We start from the raw sequence: 24,711 nt of genomic DNA, 5'->3' as shown, positions 1-24,711 counted from the left end.
CGTGTTTCGTACCAGCGACATCGTCCTGATCGCCGTCATGGTTTCGGCGGCGGCCCTTACCTACAAGACCAAGCGCGAGGCCGAGGAACAATTGGCGGCGGTGCAGAAGATCCATGAGCAGATCCGCTATGAGGAGGACACCATCGACCTGCTCAAGGCCGACTGGAGCCTGCTCACCCAGCCGTCGCGGCTGCAGAAGCTGGCCGATCTCTACAAGTCGCAGCTCGAACTCCAGCCAGTCAGCGCCCGCCAGATCGTCGGTATCGGCGACCTGCCGGCCAAGGCCCTGGACATTCAGGACATCCTGAAAGGACGCGAGGGTGGCATGGCCGACAATTCCGACATAGCGCCCTCGGATGGCAAGGATCCCGTGGTGACCGGAGGCATCGCCCAATGATCGGCAAATTGCTGAAGCGACGCGCCAGGACCGGTGAAGGCGGATCGATCGTGGTGGAGGGCGCCCGCAAGGCGACCGGCGGCAAGGGCAGGACGCGCATCGTGATGACGATGGCGGTGTTCTTCGGCATCTTCGCGACCATTTCCGGGCGGCTCGTCTATCTCGGCTTTCAGACCCCCGATATGTCGGGCGGCCCGCAGAGCCGGGTAACGGCATCGCGGCCCGACATTGTCGATCGCAACGGCGAAGTGCTGGCGACGGACATCAAGACGGCCTCGCTGTTCGCCGAGCCGCGCCGCATCGTCGACGCCGATGAGGCGATCGAGAAGCTGTCGACGGTGCTTCCGGAGATCGACTACGAGCAGACCTACCACAAGCTGAAGAGCGGCGCCGGCTTCGTCTGGCTGCAGCGGCAGCTGACGCCCAAGCAGCAGTCCGACATCATGCAACTCGGCATTCCCGGCTTCGGCTTCCGCACCGAAAAGCGCCGCTTCTATCCGAGCGGCGAGACCTCGTCCTACATTGTCGGGCTCACCAACATCGACAACCAGGGTATCTCCGGCATGGAGAAATATGTCGACGAGCAGGGCCTGAGCGACCTGCAGGCATCGGGCCTGGCGGTCGCCAAGGATCTGAAGCCGGTGAAGCTTTCGATCGATCTGCGCGTCCAGCATGTGGTGCGCGACGAGATCGCGGCCGGCCTGGAGCGCTATCGCGCCATGGGCGCTGGCGCCGTTGTGCTCAACGTCAAGACCGGCGAAGTGGTGGCGATGGCCTCGGTGCCGGACTTCGATCCGAATAACCCTTACAATGCACAGGACAAGGACCGGTTGAACCGCATGTCGGCGGGTCTCTATGAGATGGGCTCGACCTTCAAGAGCTTCACCTCAGCCATGGCGCTCGATTCCGGCAAGGCGACGATGGCCAGCCGCTTCGACGCTTCACATCCAATCCGGGTCGGCCATCAGGCCATCCACGATTTCCACGGCAAGAACCGTGTGCTGTCGTTGCCGGAGGTGTTCCTCTATTCGTCCAACATCGGGTCGGCCAGGGAGGCCGAGATGGTCGGCATCGAGGGGCACCGCGAATTCCTGCATCGCCTTGGAATTTTGGACAAGATGCAGACCGAACTGCCGGAAGTCGCCCGCCCGACTGAACCGAAGGTTTGGAAACAGGTCAATTCGTTCACCATCGCCTTCGGCCATGGCGTGTCGACGACGCCGCTGCAAGCAGCTGTTGGCTGCGCGGCGCTGATGAATGGCGGCTTTCTGATGAACCCTACCTTCCTGATCCGCACACAGGCAGAAGCGATGGCGGTGGCCAAGAAAGTGGTCAACGAAAAGACCGTCGATGGCATGCGCTACCTCTATTCGCTCAACGCCGAGAAGGGCTCGGCCAGAAACGCCAGAGTGCCCGGCTACCGCGTCGGCGGTAAGACCGGAACAGCCGAGAAGGTCATCAATGGCCGCTACTCGAAGGAATTGAATTTCAATACCTTCGTCGCCGCCTTCCCGATGGACGATCCGCAATACCTCGTGTTTACGATTGCCGACGCTCCGCACCCGGAAAAGCCTGGCATGACAGACGTCGCGGCGGCGAATGCAGGGGTTATGGCCGGTAATATCATCAGGCGTTCAGCGGCCATGCTTGGCGTGAAGCCAGATTTCAGCCATGAAAATGGTGCAACGCTGGTTTCCTATCAGTGATTCTTGGGGCGCGCCGGCAACTGCGCGCTATTTTGTTGTGGTGAACGGGACTCGATGAAGCTCAGAGATCTAGCCGGTATCCTGCCAGTCGAAGGAACAGCTTCCGCCGATCTGGAGGTTACCGGGATTTCGTCGGATTCCCGCCAGGTGAAACCCGGCGTCGTCTTCTTCGCGCTCGCCGGGACCAAGGCGGATGGTGCGACCTATGCCGCCGATGCAGCTCAGCGTGGTGCGGCCGCAATCGTCGCAGGCAGCGCAATCGACGGGCTGCCGGTCCCGGTGCTGGCCGTCGATGATCCGCGTCTGGCGCTCGCGCTGAGTGCTGCCCGCTATTTCGGCAAGCAGCCTGAGACCATGGTCGCGGTGACCGGCACCAGCGGCAAGACGTCGGTCGCCGCCTTCACCAGGCAAATCTGGGAGCAGGCCGGCTATGCCGCCGCTTCGATCGGCACCACCGGCGTGGTGGCGCCCGGGCGAAATGACTATGGCTCTTTGACGACGCCCGACCCGGTCGCCTTGCACCAGTTGTTGCGTGAATTGGCGGATGCCGGCGTCACCCACGCCTCGATGGAAGCCTCCAGCCATGGGCTCGACCAGCGCCGTCTCGACGGCGTCAAGCTGGCGGCCGGCGGCTTCACCAATCTCGGCCGCGACCATATGGACTATCATCCGACCGTCGAGGATTATCACCGCGCCAAACTGCGGCTGTTCGATACGCTGCTGCCGAAAAGCGCGCCGGCCGTCATCTTCGCCGACGATCCGTGGTCGGCGCCGACGATCCAGGCGGCACAGGCTGCCGGGCTCGACGTACTGACGGTTGGCCGCCACGGCGATTTCCTCAGGCTGAAGCGGGTCGAGCACGAGCGCCATCGCCAGCGCGCCGAGGTCGAGGCCGTGGGCGTGCTCTACGAGATCGACCTGCCGCTGGCCGGCGACTTTCAGATATCGAACGCGCTGGTTTCGGCGGGGCTTGCCATTTCCACTGGAACACCTGTCGCCAAGGCCTTGATGGCATTGGAGAAACTGAAGGGTGCGCCGGGCCGGCTCGACCTTGTCGGCACCACGGCCAATGGCGCGCCGGTCTATGTCGACTATGCCCACAAGCCCGACGCGCTGGAAAACGTGCTGGCCTCGGTGCGCCCGTTCACCACCGGCCGCGTTATCGTCGTGTTCGGTTGCGGTGGTGATCGCGACCGCGGCAAGCGGCCGATCATGGGCGAGATCGCGACCCGGCTTGCCGATGTCGTCATCGTCACCGACGACAATCCGCGCTCGGAAGTGCCGGAGGCGATCCGCGCCGCCATTCTTGCCGCCGCGCCCGGTGCCATCGAGGTCGGCGACCGGCGGCAGGCGATCCACCAGGCGGTCGCCATGCTGCATGCCGGCGATACGTTGATCGTGGCCGGCAAAGGCCACGAGGAAGGCCAGACGATCGGCACCGAAACCTTGCATTTCTCCGATCACGAGGAAGTCCGCGCCGCATTGCGGGAGCGTGCCGCATGAGCTTGCTGTGGACCTCCGAGGCGCTGGTTGCCGCCATGGACGGGCGGCCGCTCGGGCCGATGCCGGAAGGTATATCCGGCATTTCGATCGACAGCCGCAGCCTGCGGCCCGGCGACGCCTTCTTCGCCATCAAGGGCGAGGCGATGGATGGCCATGACTTCGCCACCGCCGCCATCAAGGCCGGCGCCGGCGTGCTGGTGGTGGCGGAAGGCAAGCTGCCGTCGCTCGGCCGGCTGACGGCGCCGATCGTCGTCGTCGAGGACGTGCTGGCCGCGCTTGAAAAGCTCGGTGTCGCGGCGCGCGCCCGCTCGGAGGCCAAGATCATCGCGGTCACCGGTTCGGCCGGCAAGACCACCACCAAGGAAGCGCTGCGCCACGTGCTGTCGGCGGTCGGCAAGGTGCATGCCTCGGCGCAGTCGTTCAACAACCATTGGGGCGTGCCGCTGACGCTGGCGCGCATGCCGGTCGATTGCGACTATGCCGTGTTCGAGATCGGCATGAACCATCCCGACGAGATCCGGCCGCTGGTCAAAATGGTGAGGCCGCATGTCGCCATCGTCACCATGATCGCGGCGGCGCATCTCGGGTTCTTCCGCAATCTCGACGAGATCGCCAGGGCCAAGGCCGAGATTTTCGAAGGCCTGGAGCCCGAGGGCGCGGCCATCCTCAACCGCGACGATGCGCGCTGGAAGCTTCTGGACAAGATGGCGCACGCCGCTGGCGTCGAGCACGTATACGGTTTCGGCGAGAATGCGCGCTCGACCTTCAAGCTGGTCGAATGCGAACTCCACGCCGACCATTCCGATATCACCGCCAGGATCGGCGGCCATGAGGTGACGGCCCGCATCGGTGCGCCTGGCCGCCACATGGTGCAGAACGTGCTGGCTGTGCTGGGTGCGGCGCATCTGGTCGGTGCCGATCTCGACAGGGTGGCGCTGGCGCTGGCCGATCTTGCGGCCGAGCGCGGGCGCGGCAAGCGCCATGTGCTGCGTCATCCCGGTGGCTCGACTTCGAGCGATCCCGGAGGACCGATCACGCTGATCGACGAAAGCTACAACGCCAACCCGGCGTCGATGGGTGCCGCGATGGCGCTGCTCAACGCGACACCGGTTACGGGCGAGGGCCGCCGCATCGCGGTGCTCGGCGACATGCTGGAACTCGGCGACCATTCGGCCAGGCTGCATGCCGCCCTTGCCGACCTCATCGTCGGCACCGGGACGCAGACCGTCTTTCTCGGCGGCCCGGAAATGCGGGCGTTGGCCGAGAAGCTGCCGGCTGAGGTCAAGACGGAATACCGCGCCGGTGCCGAGGAGCTGAAGCCGGTGCTGCTTGCCGCGCTGAAGCCGGGCGACGTGGTGATGATCAAATCGTCGAAGGGCATCGGTTTTGCAAAACTGGTCGATGCGCTGCTGGGCAAGTTCCCGGCTGAAACAACAACCAAAAAGACCTAGGTCGGGGGACGATAAGCGCATGTTCACACTGCTCGTCGATTTTGCGGACAAGATCTCGGTCTTCAATGTCTTCCGTTACATCACCTTCCGCACCGGCGGGGCACTGATCACATCGGCGCTGATCGTCTTCATCTTCGGACCGACGATCATCAATTCGCTGCGGCTGCGGCAAGGCAAGGGCCAGCCGATCCGCGCCGATGGGCCGCAGACGCATTTCAAGAAGGCCGGCACGCCGACCATGGGCGGGCTGATGATCCTGTCCGGCATCATCGGTTCGTCGCTGCTGTGGGCGAACCTGTCGAGCATCTATGTCTGGGTGGTGCTGCTGGTGACGCTGGGCTTCGGCTCGATCGGCTTCTACGACGATTATCTGAAGGTGACCAAGCAGTCGCATCTCGGCTTTTCCGGCAAGGCGCGGCTGGCGCTCGAATTCGTCATTGCCGGCATCGCCGCGTGGGCGATCATGCATAACGGCCAGGCGCCGTTCTCGTCCTCGCTGACATTCCCCTTCGCCAAGGAATTCATCATCAATCTTGGCTGGTTCTTCATCCCGTTCTCCTGCTTCGTCATCGTCGGCGCCGGCAATGCGGTGAACCTGACCGACGGCCTCGACGGACTGGCGATCGTGCCGATCATGATCGCGGCGGCCTCCTTCGGCGTCATCGCCTACCTCTCCGGCAACGCCGTGTTCGCCGAATATCTGCAGATCCACTTTGTGCCCGGCACCGGTGAACTGGCGGTTGTGCTTGGCGCGGTCATCGGCGCCGGCCTCGGCTTCCTCTGGTTCAACGCGCCGCCGGCGGCGATCTTCATGGGCGATACCGGCTCGCTGGCCATGGGTGGCCTGATCGGCACGGTCGCCGTCGCCACCAAGCACGAGATCGTGCTGGTCATCGTCGGCGGATTGTTCGTCGTGGAAATCCTGTCTGTCATCATCCAGGTCGGCTATTTCAAGATGACGGGCAAGCGGGTGTTCCTGATGGCGCCGATCCACCATCATTTCGAAAAGCTCGGCTGGACGGAAAGCCAGGTGGTGATCCGCTTCTGGATCATCGCCGTCATCCTGGCGCTGGTCGGCCTGTCGACCCTGAAGCTGAGATAGGAGGCCTCTTGATCCCCGCCGCATCCTTCGCAGGCAAGCGCGTGTCGCTCTTCGGGCTCGGTGGCTCGGGGATCGCGACGGCGCGCGCGCTGATCGCCGGCGGGGCGGACGTGCTGGCCTGGGACGACAATCCCGACAGCGTTGCCAAGGCAGCGGCCACCGGCATCGCAACCGGCGATCTGCGTGGCGCCGACTGGGCGAAGTTCTCGGCTTTCGTGCTGTCGCCGGGCGTGCCGCTGACGCATCCCAAGCCGCATTGGACGGTGGAGCTGGCGCGCGGTTCCGGCGTCGAGATCATCGGCGACATCGAGCTGTTCTGCCGCGAGCGGACGCTCGCCGCGCCGGCCGCACCGTTCATCGCCATCACCGGCACCAACGGCAAGTCGACGACGACCGCACTGACCGCGCATATCGTGAAAGCGGCCGGGCGCGACACCCAGATGGGCGGCAATATCGGCCGCGCGGTGATGACGCTCGATCCGCCTGAACCCAATCGGCATTATGTCGTCGAATGCTCATCCTACCAGATCGACCTCGCGCCCTCGATCGACCCGACAGCCGGCATCCTGCTCAATTTGACGCCCGACCATCTCGATCGCCACGGCACCATGCAGCATTATGCCTCGATCAAGGAGCGGCTGGTGGCCGGCAGCGAGACGGCGATCATCGGCATCGACGATTCCTGGTGCGCGCAGATCGCCGAGCGGCTGGAGCGGGCGGGGCGGCATGTCATTCGCATTTCCAAGCGGCTGCCGCTCACCGACGGCTATTTCGCCGACGGCGGCAACCTGATGGAAGCGGTGCACGGCCGCTACAGCCGCGTCGCCTTCCTCGAAGGCATCGGCTCGCTGCGTGGCCAACACAATGCGCAAAACGCGCTGGCGGCGGTCGCTGCTTGCCTCAAGGTCGGGCTGGACCTCGGCGAGATCCAGTCGGGGCTGGAAAGCTTTCCCGGCCTCGCGCACCGCATGGAGCAGGTCGGCCGCAAGGACCATGTGCTGTTCGTCAACGATTCCAAGGCGACCAACGCCGATGCGGCGGCACCGGCACTGTCGAGCTTTCCGCGCATCTACTGGATCGCCGGCGGCCTGCCCAAGGAGGGCGGCATCGAGCCGTTGCGCGGCTTCTTCCCGCGCATCGCCAAGGCGTATCTGATCGGTGAGGCGGCGCCCGCCTTCTCGGCGACCCTGGGCGAGGCAGTGTCCTACGAAATATCGGGCACCTTGGCCGCGGCGGTCGAGCACGCCGCGCATGACGCGGCTCGAGACGATGGCGGCGAGGTGGTGGTGCTGCTGTCGCCGGCCTGCGCCAGTTTCGACCAGTTCAAGAATTTCGAAGTCCGCGGCGAAGCCTTCAGGCAAGCTGCGAATGCTATCGAGGGCGTGAAACCCATCGGAGGGGCACGATAATGCAGAGCCGTCTCGATAAAAGTCCGGTCGCGACCTGGTGGTGGACGATCGATCGCTGGTTCCTGGCGGCGTTCCTGTCGCTGATGGGGCTCGGCATCGTGCTGTCCTTCGCCGCCAGCCCGGCGGTGGCCGAACGCATCGGCCTCGACAGCTTCCACTTCGCCACCAGGCAGATCATCTTCACCGTGCCGGCGCTCGGCGTGATGCTGGCCGTCTCGTTTCTCGAATCCAGGCAGATCCGGCGCATGGCGCTGATCATGATGTGCATCATGCTGGTGCTGATGGTCGCGGTTCTCTACGTCGGCGTCGAGGTGAAGGGCGCGCGGCGCTGGGTATCGCTTGCCGGCCTGTCGATCCAGCCGTCGGAATTCCTCAAGCCCGCCTTCGTCATCATGTGCGCCTGGCTGTTCGCCGAACACAAGCGCCAGCCCGACATTCCGGGCAATCTGTTCGCCATGCTGCTGCTGGTGCTGGTGGTTTCGCTGCTGGTTGCTCAACCGGACCTCGGGCAGACGATGCTGACGACCGGCACCTGGGGCATCATGTTCTTCATGGCGGGGTTGCCATGGCTATGGATCGTTGCGCTGGGTGCGGCCGGCGTCGGCGGCGTCTTCGCTGCCTACACGGTGTTTCCGCACGTTGCCTTGCGCATCGACAAGTTCCTCACCGGCGAAGGCGACACGTTCCAGGTCGATATGGGCCGCGAAGCGCTGATCAATGGCGGCTGGTTCGGCGTCGGGCCGGGCGAGGGCACCGTCAAGCGGGTCATCCCGGACAGCCATGCCGACTTCGTCTTCTCGGTCGCCGGCGAGGAATTCGGGCTGATCATGTGCTTCTTCATCATGTCGATCTTCGCCTTCATCGTGCTGCGCGGCCTCAACACGGCGCTGAAGGAGCATGACGATTTCACCCGCTACGCGGTCGGTGGGCTGGTCACGGTGTTCGGCCTGCAGGCCGTCATCAACATGTGCGTCAACCTGCAGCTTGTGCCGGCCAAAGGCATGACGCTGCCTTTCATCTCCTATGGCGGCTCCTCGCAGATCGCCATCGCCATTTCGATGGGCATGGTGCTGGCGCTGACGCGCAAGCGGCCCGAAAAGCGCAAGCAGATGGGCTTTGCCCTGTCGCAACGCGCCCTGCCGGCGGAGTGATATGGCGAGAGGCGTCATCCTTCTCGCGGCGGGCGGAACCGGCGGGCATCTGTTTCCCGCCGAGGCGCTGGCGCACGAGCTGAACGAGCGCGGCTGGACGGTGCATCTGGCCACCGACGACCGCGCCGAGCGGTTCGCCGCCCATTTCCCGGCGGCCGCCATCCATCCGACCCAGTCGGCGACGATGGGCTCGAAGAATCCCGTCGCCCTGCTTGGCGCTTTCTGGAAAATCTGGCGCGGCGTGCGCCAGGCTTCCGCTATCATCGCCAGGATCAAGCCGGATGCCGTCGTCGGCTTCGGCGGCTATCCGACCTTGCCGCCGCTCTATGCGGCGACGCGGCGCAAGGTGCCGACGCTGATCCATGAGCAGAACGCAGTGATGGGGCGCGCCAACCGGGCGCTGGCCGGCCGTGTCGATGCGATCGCCGGCGGCTTCCTGCCACAGGACACCAGTGCGATCGGCGCCAAGACGGTGACGACAGGCAATCCGGTCAGGCCTCCCGTGCTGGAAGCGGCCAAGACGCCTTATGCGGCATCAACCGGGGATCAGCCGTTCAGGCTGCTGGTGTTCGGTGGCAGCCAGGGTGCCCAGTTCTTCTCGGACGCGGTGCCGGCGGCTATCGCCCTGCTCTCCGAAGCGCAACGCAAACGGCTGATGATCACGCAGCAGGCCCGCGCCGATGACGTGGCGCGCGTGAAGGCGGCCTACGCAACCCTTGGTGTCGCCGTCGAAGTTTCGCCCTTCTTCACCGACATGGCGCAGCGCATGGCGGCGGCGCATCTGGTCATCTCGCGCTCCGGCGCCTCGACCGTTTCGGAGATCGCCGTCATCGGCCGGCCGGCGCTGCTGGTGCCTTATCCCTATGCGCTCGACCACGACCAGGCAGCGAACGCGGCGGCCCTTGCCGCCGCCGGCGGTGGCGAAGTGCACCCGCAATCCTCGCTTTCGCCAGAGCGCATCGCAGCGCTTCTCGGCGGGTTGATGGACGACCCCGAGCGGCTGGCGGCGATGGCGGCGGGAGCCAAATCGGCCGGCCGGCCCGACGCGACACAGTTGCTCGCCGATCTCACAGAGGCTATTGCGTCCCAAAAAACCGTTTCAGACTTCAGGAAGGGGACGCACGCATGAAGATGCCGCAGACCATCGGCCTTGTGCATTTCATCGGTATTGGCGGCATCGGCATGAGCGGCATCGCCGAGGTGCTGCACAATCTCGGCTACAAGGTGCAAGGGTCCGACCAGGCCGACAGCGCCAATGTGCAGCGGCTGCGCGACAAGGGCATCGAATGCTTCGTCGGCCACACGGCCGAAAATCTCGGCGATGCCGAGGTTGTCGTCGTCTCGACGGCGATCAAGAAAACCAACCCCGAACTGAAAGCCGCGCGTGAAAAACTGCTGCCGATCGTGCGCCGTGCCGAGATGCTGGCCGAACTGATGCGCTTTCGCCAGGCGGTGGCGATCGGCGGCACGCATGGCAAGACGACGACGACCTCGATGGTGGCGACCTTGCTCGAAGCCGGCGGGCTCGATCCGACCGTCATCAATGGCGGCATCATCAACGCCTATGGCACCAACGCCCGCATGGGTGACGGCGAATGGATGGTCGTCGAGGCCGACGAGAGCGACGGCACCTTCCTCAAGCTGCCGGCCGAGATCGCCGTCGTGACCAACATCGATCCCGAGCATCTCGATCACTATGGCAGCTTCGACAAGGTGCGCGAGGCGTTCCGCCAGTTCGTCGAGAACGTGCCGTTTTACGGCTTCGGCGTGATGTGCACCGACCATCCCGAGGTGCAGGCGCTGGTCGGCCGCATCGAGGACCGCCGCGTCATCACCTATGGCGAGAATGCGCAGGCCGACGTGCGGTTTACCAACCACCGCATGGCGGGTGCCATTTCGGAATTCGACGTGGTGATTCGCAACCGCAAGAGCGGTGGCCAGACGACGATCGCCGGCCTGCGTCTGCCGATGCCCGGCCGTCACAACGTCTCCAACGCGACAGCGGCGATCGCGGTGGCACATGAGCTCGGCTTGTCCGCCGAGGCGATCAAGAAGGGCCTGTCGTCCTTCGCCGGCGTCAAGCGCCGCTTCACCCATACAGGTTCCTGGAACGGCGTCGATATATTCGACGACTATGGCCATCATCCGGTCGAGATCTCGGCGGTGCTGAAGGCGGCGCGCAGCGCCACCAAGGGCCGCGTCATCGCCATTGCCCAGCCGCACCGCTTCACCCGGCTGCATGATCTGTTCAACGAGTTTTCCACCTGCTTCAACGATGCCGACACAGTGGTGGTGGCGCCGGTCTACGCGGCCGGCGAAGAGCCGATCGAAGGCGTGACATCCGATGCGCTGGTGTCGCGCATCCGCGCCGGCGGCCATCGCGACGCGCGCTACGTCGAGGGTCCGGCCGCAATCGCGCCAATCATCCGCGATCTGGCCAAGCCCGGCGACTTCGTCGTCTTCCTCGGCGCCGGCAACATCACCCAATGGGCCTATGCGCTGCCCAAGGAGCTTGGCGGGACGGTCTCATGATGCACGGCCAGGCCCTGATCGACAGACTTGGCGACCGGCTTGCCGGCCTGCGTGGCCGCCTCACGCCGAATGCCGAGATGGACAAGATCACCTGGTTTCGCGCCGGGGGGCAGGCCGAAGTGCTGTTCCAGCCGGCCGATGAGGATGACCTTGCCGCGTTCCTCAAAGCCGTTCCCGAAGACATCCCGCTGACCGTCGTCGGCGTCGGCTCGAACCTTCTGGTCCGGGACGGCGGCATTCCGGGTTTTGTTATCCGGCTTTCTGCCAAGGGGTTTGGCGAGGCCGAAATCATTTCGCCGACCACGATCAGGGCGGGTGCGGCCACGCCCGACAAGCGCGTCGCGGCGGTGGCGCTCGAAGCCGGTATTGGCGGCTTCCATTTCTATCACGGCATTCCAGGCGCCATCGGCGGTGCGCTGCGGATGAATGCCGGCGCCAATGGCGTCGAGACGCGCGAGCGCGTCGTCGAGGTGCGTGCGCTCGACCGCAAAGGCAATGTGCAAACGCTGAGCAATGCCGAGATGGGCTATGCCTATCGCCATTCGGCTGCGCCGTCCGGACTGATCTTCACCTCGGTGGTGTTCGAAGGCTTCGCCGAGGACAAGGCGGCGATCAAGGCGGCGATGGAGGCGGTGCAGAACCACCGCGAGACCGTGCAGCCGATCCGCGAGAAGACCGGCGGCTCGACCTTCAAGAATCCGGAAGGCACGTCGGCCTGGAAGGAGATCGACAAGGCCGGCTGCCGCGGCCTGATGATCGGCGGTGCGCAGATGTCACCGATGCACTGCAACTTCATGATCAACACCGGAACCGCGACCGGTTACGATCTCGAATATCTCGGCGAGACGGTGCGCACGCGGGTGCTGGAGAATTCGGGCATCCGGCTGCAGTGGGAAATCAAGCGCATCGGCAATTTCCGGCCGGGGCATGCCGTGCAGGAGTTTCTCGGGCAGCTGCTTTAGCTCCTGTTGAAGTTCGCGTGATGCATGAACTTCAACGAGGCCGAAAATGGCCCGTGACCGTTGCTGCGAAGACTCAACGACACGATTTTCGCATCCATTTTCTCAGAAAGTGAATCCCTCGGAATCGTAAGCACTTGCCAGTGAATCAACTCTCTGATTCTCTGCTCCAAAGCGTTTCCTGATTTGAGTCGTTCGACGCGTTTTCAGCGTTTTCCGTCTGGGGGGCAGCCTGCCGGGAGACTCGGACTCGATGTTGCGGAAAGTCTGGTTTTTGGTCCGCCATGAGAGGGGATGACGGGGAATGAAAAGCAAGCATGTGGCCGTCCTGCTGGGAGGTTTCTCGTCCGAGCGGCCCGTGTCTCTGTCCTCGGGAAAGGCTTGTGCCGATGAGCTCGAGAAGGAAGGCTACCGGGTCACGCGCGTCGATGTCGGGCGCGATGTCGGCTCGGTGCTTGCCGAGCTCCGGCCCGATGTCGCCTTCAATGCGCTGCATGGCCCGTTTGGCGAGGACGGCACCATCCAGGGCGTCCTCGAATATCTCGGTGTTCCCTACACGCATTCCGGCGTGCTCGCCTCGGCGCTGGCCATGAACAAGGAACAGGCCAAGCGGGTTGCCAGGTCGGTCGGTGTCCCTGTCGCCGAATCGAAGGTCGCCAGTCGCTTCGCCATCCAGAACAAGCACCCGATGAAGCCGCCCTATGTGGTCAAGCCGGTCAATGAGGGGTCGAGCTTCGGTGTCGTCATCGTGCATGAGGGGCAGTCGCATCCGCCGCAGGTCATCGGCTCGTCGGAGTGGAAATATGGCGATACCGTCATGGTCGAGCGCTACATCCATGGCCGCGAGCTGACCTGCGCGGTGATGGGCGATGTGGCGCTGGGAGTCTGCGAGATCATCCCGACCGGCCATTCCTTCTACGACTATGATTCAAAATATGTCGCCGGGGGATCAAAGCACGAATGCCCCGCAAAAGTTTCACCGAATATTTACCAAAAAATACAAACACTGGCGCTCAAGGCTCACCAAGCGATCGGCTGTCGGGGCGTTTCCCGGTCGGACTTCCGTTATGACGATCGGCATTCCGAAAACGGCGAGGTTGTCTGGCTCGAGGTCAACACCCAGCCGGGTATGACGCCGACGTCCTTGGTGCCTGAAATCGCCGCCCAAGCCGGGCATTCGTTTGGCGATTTGTTGAGTTGGATGGTGGAGGACGCTTCGTGTCTGCGTTGAAATGGGGACAAGGCAAAGGGAAGGGCGCGGCCGGGCCGGCGCTGTTCGGCCTGCCGTTGTCATCAGGCCATTTCGTGCTGCCGCGCGTGCTTCGCCGCCCGGTGCGCATTCTGGCGCGCCTGGGCGTGGGAGAATTCCAGGCGCCGCGCTTCTCCGCGGCCATGATGTCTGCCGCACTGATTGCCTCGAGCAGTGCCTATGGCGCCTATCTCGGCGGCCATGTCGATGGCATCGTTCAAAGCATCACTGCCCGCACCGGCTTCGCCGTCGATCAGGTCAAGGTGGTCGGCAATCGCCAGACTTCCGAGATCGACATCCTCGACAGGCTCGAACTCGACGGCTGGACCTCGCTCATCGGTTTCGACGCCGAGGCCGCGCGGGAGCGCATTGCCACCTTGCCGTGGATCGAAGTCGCGGCGGTGCGCAAGGTCTATCCGCACACGCTGGAAGTGCGTGTCGAGGAGCGCGCCCCCTTTGCGCTGTGGCAGCAAGGCGATGATCTCTCTGTCATCGAGAAGGATGGCGCCGTGATCGCGCCGTTCTCGGGCGGAAAGCAGGTGCTGCTGCCGCTGCTGATCGGCGTCGGCGCACCGGCCAAGGCGCCGGACTTCCTGGCCAAGATCGAAAAATACCCCGATCTGGCGACCCGGATCAAAGGCTACATCCGTGTCGGCGAGCGGCGCTGGGACCTCAAGCTGGACAACGGCATCACCGTCAAGCTTCCCGAGGAAGGCGAGGATCAGGCGATCGCCGAACTCGTCAAGATGGACGAGGACAAGGGGCTGTTGTCGCGCGACATCGCTGCCGTCGACATGCGTCTGACCGACAGGCTGGTCGTGCAGCTGACGCCGGAGGCGGCGACGCAGCGCGAAGCCGCCCTCAACGAAAAACCCAAAAGCCTGAAGCGCAAGCCGGAGACGAAGATATGAGCTGGCTTGGCGGTCATGGCGATGCCGCGTCGCGCCGGTCCGGCACCCTGACGGTGCTGGATGTCGGTTCGAGCAAGGTCTGCTGCATGGTGGCCAAGTTGAAGCCGAGCGATGACGGCAAGCTGTTGCGCGGCCGTTCGCACCGGATACAGGTGATCGGCATCGGCCACCAGAAGTCGCAAGGCGTGAAGTCAGGTGTCGTCGTCGATCTCGATCGTGCCGAACATGCCATCCGTCTCGCCGTCGACGCGGCCGAGCGCATGGCCGGGCTGACGGTCGATTCGCTCATCGTCAACATGACTGCCGGCCGGCTGAAGAGCGAAGCGTTCTCGGCCACCATCAACCTTGGCGGCCACGAGGCCGACGAGGCGGATATCAAGCGCGTGCTCGGCGCCGGCGCCAAGCAGGCGCTGAAGGCCGAGCGTGAGGTGATTCATTCGCTGCCGGTCGGCTTCTCGCTCGATGCGGAGCGCGGCGTACGCGATCCGCGCGGCATGGTCGGCGACGCACTCGGCGTCGACATGCATGTGCTGACGGGCGATGCCGCACCAATGCGCAACCTCGAGCTTTCCATCAACCGCTCGCATCTGTCGGTCGAGCGCATGGTGGCGACGCCCTATGCCAGCGGACTGGCGGCGCTGGTCGACGATGAGCTGGAAATGGGCGCCGCCTGCATCGACATGGGCGGCGGCACGACGACGATCTCGGTGTTTTCGGAAGGCAAATTCGTCCATGGCGACGCCATCGCCATCGGCGGCAACCATGTCACGCTGGATATGGCCAAGGGACTTTCGACCTCGCTCGACGCCGCCGAGCGGCTGAAGGTGATGCATGGCTCGGCGCTGCCGGGCAGCGCCGACGACCGCGACCTGGTCTCGATCCAGCCGATCGGCGACGATGGCGACGTACCGCTGCAGATTCCGCGTTCGGTGATGACGCGCATCGTGCGCGCCCGCATCGACGAGACGCTCGAACTGCTGCGCGACCGGCTGAACAAGTCCGGCTACGGCAATGCGGTGGGCAAGCGCGTCGTCTTGACCGGCGGCGCCAGCCAGCTTGCCGGCCTGCCTGAGGCGGCGCGCCGGATTCTGGGACGCAATGTGCGCATCGGCCGCCCGCTCGGCGTGGCCGGCCTGCCGGAAGCGGCAAAGGGACCGGCCTTCTCGGCCGCGGTGGGGCTTCTGATCTATCCGCAGATGGCGAGTTTCGAGAGCCATCCGGCGAAAGGAATTTCTGGTCTCAGAATGACCGGGACGGGCGGGAAACTGCATCGCATGAGTCAGTGGTTGAGAGACAGTTTCTAATTGACGGGGACAGCCCCATAGGCGGCCGCGGCGGCGAAGCGGCGTGAAAGGCAAAGGACGGAGACAATGACCATCAATCTGCAAAAGCCGGACATCACCGAGCTTAAGCCGCGCATCACCGTGTTCGGTGTCGGCGGCGGCGGCGGCAATGCCGTCAACAACATGATCACCGCCGGTCTGCGCGGTGTCGAATTCGTGGTGGCCAACACCGACGCGCAGGCGCTGACCATGTCGAAGGCCGATCGGCTGATCCAGCTCGGCGCGCATGTCACCGAGGGCCTCGGCGCCGGATCGCAGCCGGAAGTCGGTCGCGCGGCGGCGGAAGAATGCATCGACGAGATCATCGATCATCTGTCCAATACCCATATGTGCTTCGTCACAGCAGGCATGGGCGGCGGCACCGGCACGGGGGCTGCTCCGGTCGTGGCGCGTGCCGCCCGCGAAAAGGGCATCCTCACCGTCGGCGTCGTCACCAAGCCGTTCCATTTCGAAGGCCAGCGCCGCATGAAGACGGCGGATTTTGGCATCGAGGAGCTACAGAAATGCGTCGATACGCTGATCGTCATCCCCAACCAGAACCTGTTCCGGCTGGCCAATGACAAGACCACCTTCGCCGACGCCTTCGCCATGGCCGACCAGGTGCTCTATTCCGGTGTCGCCTGCATCACCGACCTGATGGTCAAGGAAGGCCTGATCAATCTCGATTTCGCCGACGTCCGTTCGGTCATGCGCGAGATGGGCAAGGCGATGATGGGCACCGGCGAGGCTTCGGGCGAGGGCCGCGCGATGGCCGCCGCCGAAGCGGCGATTGCCAACCCGCTGCTCGACGAGACCTCGATGAAGGGCGCCAAGGGCCTGCTGATCTCGATCACCGGCGGCCGCGACCTGACGCTGTTCGAAGTCGACGAAGCGGCGACCCGCATCCGCGAGGAAGTCGACCAGGACGCCAACATCATCCTGGGCGCCACCTTCGACGAAGAACTCGAAGGCGTCATCCGCGTCTCGGTGGTTGCCACCGGCATCGACAAGTCGGCGGCTGAGATCGCCGCAGCGCCGATCTCGATCCGCACGGCGCCGCCGAAGCCGGTCGGCCGTCCGGCCGTTGCCGCGGTGGAAAGCCGCCCGGCGCCGGTGCAGCAGGCCGCTTACGAACCGCGCTCCATCGACCCGGTCGCCGAAGCCATCCAGCTGGCCGAAGCAAATGCCGCGGCGATGGCGCAGGCTCGCCCAGTGCCGGTCGCCCATGCGGATGATTTCCGCCCGCAGAGCAAGATCTTCCAGGCGCCGCCAGCACAGCCGATGCCGCAGCCAGTCGTCCAGCAGATGCAGCCGGCTCCCCAGCCGCGCGAAATGCTGCAGCGCGAAGTCCCGCAGTCGGCCATGGCGCCGCAGAGGATGCCGCGCGTCGAGGACTTTCCGCCGGTCGTCAAGGCCGAGGTGGATGCCAAGAGCCGCCCGGCCGACCACGAGAACAACAGCGGACCGATGGGCCTGCTGAAGCGGCTGACCAACGGCCTGACGCGTCGCGAGGAAGAGCCTGCACGGCTCCAGCCGGCGCAGCCGCGCGAACCCAAGCTGCGCCAGGCTGCTCCTGAAGTGCGCCGTCTTGCCAGCCAGGACGCGCAGCTCTACGCGCCGCGCCGTGGTCAACTCGACGAACAGGGCCGCCTGACACCGCAGGTGAGGGCGACTCAGGACGACGATCAGCTGGAGATTCCGGCGTTCCTGCGCCGCCAGGCCAACTGAACGGTAAACGAGCCTTAACAATTGTTAACAGGCAGGCAAGGGATTGCTTGCCTGTTAACGTTTTAAATGATGTGATTTCAAATACTTACCAGGATGTACAGGATACGGTTCGCGGTTACAAAGAGTAAGAAACCGTGATTTGGAGTCTCCCTCCCGCGACATTATCTTCGCTGCCTACCATAGTCGGTTTGCCGGGATTTCGGGGGAAGTCGCCCCGCCTGCCGATTTTAACAAGAGCCGCGCCCTCGGGCTGGAAAGCGGACCTAGGCATTACGGGCTTATGGGGATTGTCTTGCACGACTATCAGACGACATTGAAGACGCGCGCGTCGCTTACCGGCATCGGCGTCCACAGCGGCAAGGAAGTCTCCATCAGCTTCATGCCGGCGGATGCCGATACCGGCATCGTATTCCAGCTTTTCAACGGCGCAGAGCTGGGCCGCGAGTTCCGCGCCCTGGTTTCCGAAGTCGGCGCGACCGACCTGTGCACCATGCTTGGCGATCCCGCGGGCGAGCACATCGCCACGGTCGAGCACATCATGGCAGCGCTGTTCGGGCTCGGCATCGACAATGTCGCCATCGAGATCGACGGCTCCGAGGTTCCCATCTTCGACGGCAGCGCCATGCCGTTCGTCGAAGCCATCGACCAGGCGGGCGTTGAGACGCTGTCGGTCAAGCGGCGCTATATCAGGGTCATCAAGCCGGTTCGTATCGAGAACGGCGCCTCGTGGGCGGAGTTCAAGCCCTATGACGGCACCCGTTTCGAGGTCGAGATCGACTTCGAAAGCCCGGCGATCGGCCGTCAGCTGTTCGCCTCGGACATCAATGCCGATATTTTCCGCCGCGACATCGCGCGCGCCCGCACCTTCGGCTTCATGAAGGATGTCGAGCGGCTGTGGGCCGCCGGCTACGCGCTCGGCTCCTCGCTGGAGAATTCGCTGGTGATCGGTGACGACAACCGCGTCATCAACATGGGCGGCCTGCGCTATCCCAACGAGTTCGTGCGCCACAAGACGCTGGACGCCATGGGCGACCTGGCGCTGGCTGGCGCCCGTTTCATCGGCTGCTTCCGCTCCTATCGTGGCGGCCACAGGATGAATGCCGCCGCACTGCGCCGCCTGCTGTCCGATCGCACGGCGTTCGAGATCGTCGAGACGACGCGCCGCGAGCGTGGCCGCAGCGCCGAGATGAACGCCGTCAACGCGCCGCTTTATGCGCCCTGGATGATCTGAATCTCTTAACTTTTTTCGGATCCCATGGCAGCTGCAAGTGTTGCATGAATGCATCACCTATTGGTGAAATTGCACGGATGTTCAAGCAGCGTCCGACCGCCACAAAAATGCGCGATTGGCCGGCGATAGCGTTGCCGGGCAAGGCCGTTATGGTTTATGGCTGCTGCCGTCGAATAGTGCATGTCGCTCAAAATTGGGGACCAAGTTTGGGACAACAGCATGCAAAGCGCATTGAAATAACGCCGAAAGGGCGGAATCCAATCATGTTCTTCAAGCGAGTTGGTCAATCGAAAGCGCCGCAGCGGGCTGTTTTCCTGGCGCTTTCGGTGGTTGTTCCATCGCTCTTCCTGTCGGCCTGCATGTCGTCGGAGAAAGATATCGACCTGTCGACCTATGTCGACCAGACCGAGCCGGCCGATGTTCTCTACAATCAGGGCCTTGCCAATCTGAATGCTGGACGCCTGCAAGAGGCGAGCCGCAAATTCGATGCCGTCGACCGCCAGCACCCCTATTCGGAATTCGCCCGCAAATCGATGGTGATGGGCGCTTTCGCCGACTACCGCCAGGGCCATTACGACGAGGCGATCGGCTCGGCCAAGCGCTACCTCACGCTCTATCCGTCGACCGATGACGCCGCCTACGCGCAGTACATCATCGGCTTGAGCTACTACCGCCAGATCAAGGACGTGACGCAGGACCAGAAGGAAGCGCGCCAGACCGTTCAGACGATGCAGGACCTGGTGACGCGCTGGCCGACATCGGCATATGTCGAGGACGCCAAGGAAAAGATCCGCTTCGCCAACGATCAGCTGGCCGGCAAGGAGATGCAGATCGGCCGCTACTATCTCGAGCGCCGCGAATACATCGCCGCCGTCAAGCGCTTCCGCACCGTGGTGGAGACTTATTCCAACACGCGCCATGTCGAGGAGGCCCTGGCCCGGCTGACCGAAAGCTATTATGCGATGGGCCTGACCTCGGAGGCGCAGACCGCCGCCGCCGTGCTCGGCACCAACTACCCCGACAGCCCGTGGTACAAGGATTCCTACAAGCTGCTGCAGAGCAATGGGCTTGCGCCGCGCGAGAATGCCGGGTCGTGGATATCCAAGGCCGGGAAGATGATCACCGGCGCCTGACCCCAGAGCATTGGACCGAAGCGTGAGCAACGCTTTTTCGGATTGATCCGGTGCTCAAACAAAAAGATAGTGCGGCGCCGCGACTCCAATGATCGCGTGCCGCTCTAGATCCGGGTTCTGATGCTTTCCAGACTGTCGATCCGCGATATCGTCCTGATCGAGAAGCTGGATATCGACTTCCAGCCCGGTCTTTCCGTGCTGACCGGCGAAACCGGTGCCGGCAAATCCATCCTGCTCGATGCCTTGTCGCTGGCGCTCGGTGCGCGGGGCGATGCGTCGCTGGTGCGCCATGGCGCGGCGCAGGGCCAGGTCATCGCCGTCTTCGACGTGCCACGCAACCATCCGGCCCGCGCGCTGCTTGCCGAAAATGCCATAGACGATGACGGCGACATCATCCTGCGCCGCCTGCAGACGGCCGACGGCCGCACCCGTGTCTTCGTCAATGATCAGCCCTCAAGCGTCACACTGATGCGCGATGTCGGGCGCGCGCTGGTCGAGATCCATGGCCAGCACGATGAACGGGCTCTGGTCGATCCCGGCGCCCATCGCGAGGTGCTCGACGCTTTCGGCGGCCATCTCGGCGCCGTTCGCTCGACGAGCGAAGCATGGCGGCACTGGCGCGGCTGCGAGCAGGAGCTGTCGCGTCACCGTGCCAAGGTGGCGGCGGCCGCCCGCGAGGCCGATTATCTGCGTGCGGCGGTGGCGGAGCTGACGAAGCTCGATCCGCAGCCGGGCGAAGAGACCGATCTCGCCGAGCTGCGCGCATCGATGATGCGGGCGGAGAAGATCGCTTCCGAAATCCATGATGCGCAGGACGTGCTGTCCGGTCCGTCCTCACCCTTGCCGCAACTGGCGAGCCTGCTCCGACGGCTGCAACGCAAGGTGACCGAAGCGCCGGGGCTGCTCGACGAGGTGGTCAAGTCGCTCGACGAGGCGATGCTGTCGCTCGACGCGGCGCAGTCGGGCGTCGAAGCCGCGCTTCGCGCCACCGAGTATGATCCGCAGCGGCTGGAGAAGGCCGAGGAGCGGCTGTTTTCGTTGCGCGCCGCCTCGCGCAAGCACAGCGTGGCCGTCGACGACCTGGCGCAACTGCGCGACACGATGTCGGCCGATCTCGCCGATCTCGATGCCGGCGAGGAACGCCTGCATGGGCTGGAAAAGCAGGCTGCCGCGGCGCGCGAGACCTATGACATCGCCGCCGCGCAGCTGTCCTCGCTGCGACATGCGGCGGCGGTCGGCCTGACCAAGGCCGTCATGGCCGAATTGCCGGCGCTGAAGCTCGAACGCGCCGCCTTCATCGTCGAGATGAGGAGCGAGGCCGAGAGCCGCATGGAAGAGGGCATCGACCAGATCGAATTCTGGGTGCGGACCAATCCAGGCACACGGCCCGGGCCGATGATGAAGGTGGCTTCCGGCGGCGAGCTTTCGCGCTTCCTTTTGGCGCTGAAAGTGGCGCTGGCCGACCGTGGCTCGGCGCCGACGCTGGTTTTTGATGAAATCGATACCGGCGTGGGAGGCGCCGTGGCGGACGCCATCGGCCAGCGGCTGGCGCGATTGTCGAAGCGCGTCCAGGTTTTGTCGGTCACGCACGCACCTCAGGTGGCGGCGCGCGCGGCGACACATTTCCTGATCTCCAAATCGGGCAGCACCGACCGGGTCGCGACCGGCATTGCCGAGATGGACCGGCCGGCGCGGCAGGAAGAGATCGCCCGCATGCTGGCCGGTGCCACCATCACCGACGAGGCGCGCGCCGCCGCCGAGCGGCTGCTGCGCGAGAACACCACGGCAGCGTAAGAACAACCGGCGTCATGGATCGAGTCAGGACATGGCTCGATCCTGCTGTTCGGGAATGATTTTCCCAAAATCCTCATCTATTGTTACGCGCAACCAAAGCGTGTCGCGCTTTGGTTGTTGTTTTTGTGCCTGTCGTTGTCCCAAAACCGCACCACACTTTTGGGCGACATGCATTGTTCAGGGAAGAAAAGCATGGCCGAAAAACCTGTCGATTCGCTCAGCGAAAGTGAGGCTGAAGCAGAGCTCAAACAGTTGGCCGAGGAGATAGCCGGTCATGACCGGCGTTATCATACAGAAGACGCACCGACGATCACCGACGCGGAATATGATGCGCTGACACGGCGCAATCTTGCCATCGAGCAGCGCTTTCCGGCGCTGGTGCGCGAGGATTCGCCGTCGCGCAGGGTTGGTGCGGCGCCGGCGGAAGGCTTCGCCAAGGTGCGTCACGCAGTGCCGATGCTCAGCCTCGCCAAGGCCTATACCGACGAGGATGTCGCGGATTTCATCGAACGCGGCCGGCGGTTCTTCGATCGCGACAAGGATCTCGACATCGCCTTCACGGCCGAGCCGAAGATCGACGGACTGTCGGCTTCGCTGCGTTATGAGGGCGGCGTGTTCGTGCAGGGCGCAACGCGTGGCGACGGTGCCGTCGGCGAGGACATCACCGCCAACCTCCGCACGATCGCCGACATTCCCGCGAAGCTGAAGGGCTCGGGCTGGCCTGATATCATCGAGATACGCGGCGAGGTCTACATGACCTACGCCGAATTCGAGGCGCTCAAGCAACGCTCGGCGGCGGTTGGCGGCCAGTACTACGTCAATCCGCGCAACACGGCGGCCGGTTCCCTGCGCCAGAAGGATGCATCCGTCACCGCCAGCCGCAACCTCAAATTCTTCGCCTATGCCTGGGGCTATACGTCGGAGGATCCCGCTCCAACCCAGTACGGCGCCGTGCAGAAGTTCAAGGATTGGGGTTTCTCGATCAGCCCCCTGATGGTGCGGGCGAAGTCCGCCGAGGACCTGATCGCGCATTATCATCGGATCGAGGAGCAGCGCTCATCGCTTGGCTATGACATTGACGGCGTGGTCTACAAGGTCGACCAGTTGGAGCTGCAGCGCCGATGGGGGTTCGTCACCGGTGAACCGCGCTGGGCGGTTGCGCATAAATTCCCCGCCGAACAGGCGATGACGACCGTACAGAAGATCGACATCCAGGTCGGCCGCACCGGTACGCTGGCGCCGGTAGCGCGCCTGGCGCCGGTTACGGTTGGTGGCGTCGTGGTCGAAAATGTCACGCTGCACAATGAGGACTACATCAAGGGTCTGGACAGCACGGGCCAGCCGATCCGTGACGGCATCGACGTGCGCATCGGCGACACGGTGGTGATCCAGCGGGCAGGGGATGTCATCCCGCAGATCGTCAGCGTCGTCATCGACAAGCGTCCGCCGGATGCCGTTCCCTACGAATTCCCGCACACCTGTCCGATCTGCGGCTCGCCGGCGACGCGCGAGATCAACGAGAAGACCGGCAAGGAAGATTCCCGCCGGCGCTGCACCGGCGAACTGATCTGTCCCGCGCAGGCCGTGGAAGGATTGCGGCACTTCGTGTCCCGCGGCGCCTTGGACATCGAAGGCCTCGGCGCCGAGAACATCGACACCTTCTTCAATGCGGGATTGATCAAGACAGCCGCCGATATCTTCACGCTCAGGGACCGCCGCCCCGCCGTCACCAAGGCGCTGGCCGAGCGGCGCGAGGAGCAGGCCAGGCAGCGCGAGGCGGCATCGGGCAAGACGCGCAAGAATGTGCGCAGTGTCGAGGACCGCAATTACGAAGGCCTGGACAAGCTGTTTGCTGCCATCGATTCGCGGCGGGAACCGGAGCTCGACCGCTTCATCTTCGCGCTCGGCATCCGCCATATCGGCGAAACGACGGCCGCGGTGCTTGCCAAGACCTTCTCCACCATCGAGGAGTTGATCCGCGTCGGCAAGGAAACGGCGGCGGCCGCCGATCCACACACAGTTTTCCCGTCCGTCAATGGCATCGGCGACACGGTGATCGACGCGCTTCGCGATTTCTTCGGCAATGAGCGCAATGACGACGTGCTCGACGCGCTGCTCAAACAGGTAAAGCCGAAGCCGTATGTCGTGACCATCTCGGCCGACAGCGCGGTGGCCGGCAAGACAATCGTGTTCACAGGCACGCTGGAAAAGATGACGCGTCCGGAAGCCAAGGCAATGGCGGAACGTCTCGGTGCGAAGGTCGCGGGCTCGGTCTCGGCGAAGACCGACCTGGTGGTCGCCGGGCCGGGTGCCGGCTCCAAGCTGAAGCTCGCCAGCGAACTCGGAGTCGAGGTGATCGACGAGGACGCCTGGCTGGCGCGGATCGGCAAGGCGTGATGGAAGGAGCATTCAAGGGTTTCGGGCAGAAGGCCATTCCGTTCCTGAAGGCGCTGGATTTCCATCAGAGCCGGGAGTGGTTCCTGGAGAACCGCGACCTGTTCGAAAAGGAGTTGCGGGATCCCTTCGGCGATCTGGTCGAAACGCTTACGCAGCGTTTTGCGGAGGCAGGGCTTGGCCTGCGCGGCGATCGCAAGAAATCGCTGTTCCGCATCAATCGCGACGTGCGCTTCGCCAAGGACAAGCGGCCTTACAACCGGCATCTGTCGGCGATCCTGTCGCCCGACGGCACCAAGATGGAGCAGGGCGTGTTCTACGTGCACATCGGGCTAGAGGGTTGCTTTGCCGGCGTCGCCTGGTGGCAGCCCGAGGCAGCGCTGCTGCTGGCGATGCGCCGGGCCATCGCGACGCAGCCTGAGAAGTTTCGCGCCATGGTGAAGGCGCTGAAGAAAAACGGCCTCGAACTCGACACCGAAGGCTGCATGAAGCGCACGCCGCGCGGCTTCGAGCATGTCGCCGACGCGGACCTGGTCAGCGCCATCCGCAACCGGTATTTCGCCGTCCGGCACGCGATCGATCCGGCCGGGATTCATGGTCCGGCGCTGGTCGACGATCTCGTCGATTTCACCTTGCGCGCGAAGCCGCTACTCGACTGGGGCAGGGCGATCCAGGGCAAAGCTCTCGCCGGCTAGCCCTAGCAAGGCGATCCGGCGATCATTTTCGCTGATCGTTTGGC

19 protein-coding genes are annotated in these 24,711 nt (G+C 64.2%); all 19 read left to right on the top strand.

The window, feature by feature from the left end; translation table 11 throughout:
* The first annotated feature begins 1 nt into the window (after position 1).
* The 19 genes from ftsL to ACFSQT_RS22140 all read left to right on the top strand — a co-directional run bounded on the left by ftsL (position 2) and on the right by ACFSQT_RS22140 (position 24,667).
* Positions 2-397 (top strand): cell division protein FtsL, encoded by a 396-nt coding sequence (gene ftsL / locus ACFSQT_RS22230; protein WP_379022151.1) that lies wholly within the window; start codon positions 2-4, stop codon positions 395-397.
* A complete protein-coding gene (locus tag ACFSQT_RS22225) occupies positions 394-2,103 on the top strand; it encodes a peptidoglycan D,D-transpeptidase FtsI family protein (protein WP_379022149.1) in 1,710 nt (569 codons plus the stop codon). Before ftsL ends, ACFSQT_RS22225 begins: the two co-directional genes overlap by 4 nt.
* A gap of 54 nt (positions 2,104-2,157) precedes the next feature.
* Positions 2,158-3,606: a UDP-N-acetylmuramoyl-L-alanyl-D-glutamate--2,6-diaminopimelate ligase gene (locus ACFSQT_RS22220; protein WP_379022147.1), complete on the top strand. Its 1,449-nt coding sequence runs from the start codon at positions 2,158-2,160 to the stop codon at positions 3,604-3,606.
* Entirely contained in the window at positions 3,603-5,057 is a 1,455-nt protein-coding gene (locus tag ACFSQT_RS22215; protein WP_379022145.1) for a UDP-N-acetylmuramoylalanyl-D-glutamyl-2,6-diaminopimelate--D-alanyl-D-alanine ligase, read from the top strand. Before ACFSQT_RS22220 ends, ACFSQT_RS22215 begins: the two co-directional genes overlap by 4 nt.
* 19 nt (positions 5,058-5,076) lie before the next feature.
* Positions 5,077-6,159 (top strand): phospho-N-acetylmuramoyl-pentapeptide-transferase, encoded by a 1,083-nt coding sequence (gene mraY, locus ACFSQT_RS22210; protein ID WP_013894667.1) that lies wholly within the window; start codon positions 5,077-5,079, stop codon positions 6,157-6,159.
* 8 nt (positions 6,160-6,167) lie between these two features.
* A complete protein-coding gene (gene murD / locus ACFSQT_RS22205) occupies positions 6,168-7,568 on the top strand; it encodes a UDP-N-acetylmuramoyl-L-alanine--D-glutamate ligase (RefSeq protein ID WP_379022143.1) in 1,401 nt (466 codons plus the stop codon).
* Positions 7,568-8,719, top strand: coding sequence for a putative lipid II flippase FtsW (gene ftsW / locus ACFSQT_RS22200; RefSeq protein WP_379022141.1), 1,152 nt, complete (start codon positions 7,568-7,570; stop codon positions 8,717-8,719). Before murD ends, ftsW begins: the two co-directional genes overlap by 1 nt.
* A gap of 1 nt (position 8,720) precedes the next feature.
* Complete coding sequence (gene murG, locus ACFSQT_RS22195; protein ID WP_379022139.1) at positions 8,721-9,848, top strand: undecaprenyldiphospho-muramoylpentapeptide beta-N-acetylglucosaminyltransferase; 1,128 nt, start codon at positions 8,721-8,723, stop codon at positions 9,846-9,848.
* A complete protein-coding gene (gene murC / locus ACFSQT_RS22190) occupies positions 9,845-11,251 on the top strand; it encodes a UDP-N-acetylmuramate--L-alanine ligase (RefSeq protein ID WP_379022137.1) in 1,407 nt (468 codons plus the stop codon). The genes murG and murC overlap by 4 nt, the downstream gene beginning before the upstream one ends.
* Positions 11,248-12,213 carry a UDP-N-acetylmuramate dehydrogenase gene (gene murB, locus ACFSQT_RS22185; protein ID WP_379022135.1) on the top strand — a complete coding sequence of 322 codons (966 nt, stop codon included), beginning with the start codon at positions 11,248-11,250 and terminating at the stop codon, positions 12,211-12,213. The genes murC and murB overlap by 4 nt, the downstream gene beginning before the upstream one ends.
* 301 nt (positions 12,214-12,514) lie before the next feature.
* Positions 12,515-13,441 (top strand): D-alanine--D-alanine ligase, encoded by a 927-nt coding sequence (locus ACFSQT_RS22180; protein WP_379022134.1) that lies wholly within the window; start codon positions 12,515-12,517, stop codon positions 13,439-13,441.
* The gene (locus ACFSQT_RS22175; RefSeq protein ID WP_379022132.1) at positions 13,429-14,370 is read left to right on the top strand and encodes a cell division protein FtsQ/DivIB; all 942 of its coding nucleotides are present in this window, start codon (positions 13,429-13,431) and stop codon (positions 14,368-14,370) included. The genes ACFSQT_RS22180 and ACFSQT_RS22175 overlap by 13 nt, the downstream gene beginning before the upstream one ends.
* Complete coding sequence (ftsA, locus tag ACFSQT_RS22170) at positions 14,367-15,674, top strand: cell division protein FtsA (RefSeq protein ID WP_379022130.1); 1,308 nt, start codon at positions 14,367-14,369, stop codon at positions 15,672-15,674. Before ACFSQT_RS22175 ends, ftsA begins: the two co-directional genes overlap by 4 nt.
* A gap of 66 nt (positions 15,675-15,740) precedes the next feature.
* Positions 15,741-17,420 (top strand): cell division protein FtsZ, encoded by a 1,680-nt coding sequence (gene ftsZ, locus ACFSQT_RS22165; protein WP_379022128.1) that lies wholly within the window; start codon positions 15,741-15,743, stop codon positions 17,418-17,420.
* 280 nt (positions 17,421-17,700) lie between these two features.
* Positions 17,701-18,651 (top strand): UDP-3-O-acyl-N-acetylglucosamine deacetylase, encoded by a 951-nt coding sequence (gene lpxC / locus ACFSQT_RS22160; protein ID WP_379022126.1) that lies wholly within the window; start codon positions 17,701-17,703, stop codon positions 18,649-18,651.
* Between the two features lie 263 nt (positions 18,652-18,914).
* On the top strand, positions 18,915-19,784 hold the full coding sequence (locus ACFSQT_RS22155) for an outer membrane protein assembly factor BamD (protein WP_379022124.1): 870 nt from the start codon (positions 18,915-18,917) through the stop codon (positions 19,782-19,784).
* A gap of 120 nt (positions 19,785-19,904) precedes the next feature.
* A complete protein-coding gene (recN, locus tag ACFSQT_RS22150; RefSeq protein ID WP_379022122.1) occupies positions 19,905-21,578 on the top strand; it encodes a DNA repair protein RecN in 1,674 nt (557 codons plus the stop codon).
* A 192-nt stretch (positions 21,579-21,770) separates the two neighbouring features.
* Complete coding sequence (gene ligA / locus ACFSQT_RS22145; RefSeq protein ID WP_379022120.1) at positions 21,771-23,975, top strand: NAD-dependent DNA ligase LigA; 2,205 nt, start codon at positions 21,771-21,773, stop codon at positions 23,973-23,975.
* Positions 23,975-24,667 (top strand): DUF2461 domain-containing protein, encoded by a 693-nt coding sequence (locus tag ACFSQT_RS22140; protein WP_379022175.1) that lies wholly within the window; start codon positions 23,975-23,977, stop codon positions 24,665-24,667. Before ligA ends, ACFSQT_RS22140 begins: the two co-directional genes overlap by 1 nt.
* Positions 24,668-24,711 lie beyond the last annotated feature (44 nt).

Source organism: Mesorhizobium calcicola (assembly GCF_042682105.1).
GTDB classification, from domain to species: domain Bacteria; phylum Pseudomonadota; class Alphaproteobacteria; order Rhizobiales; family Rhizobiaceae; genus Mesorhizobium; species Mesorhizobium calcicola.
The sequence above is the reverse complement of the archived record's forward strand: the minus strand, read 5'-3'. Positions and strand labels throughout refer to the sequence as shown.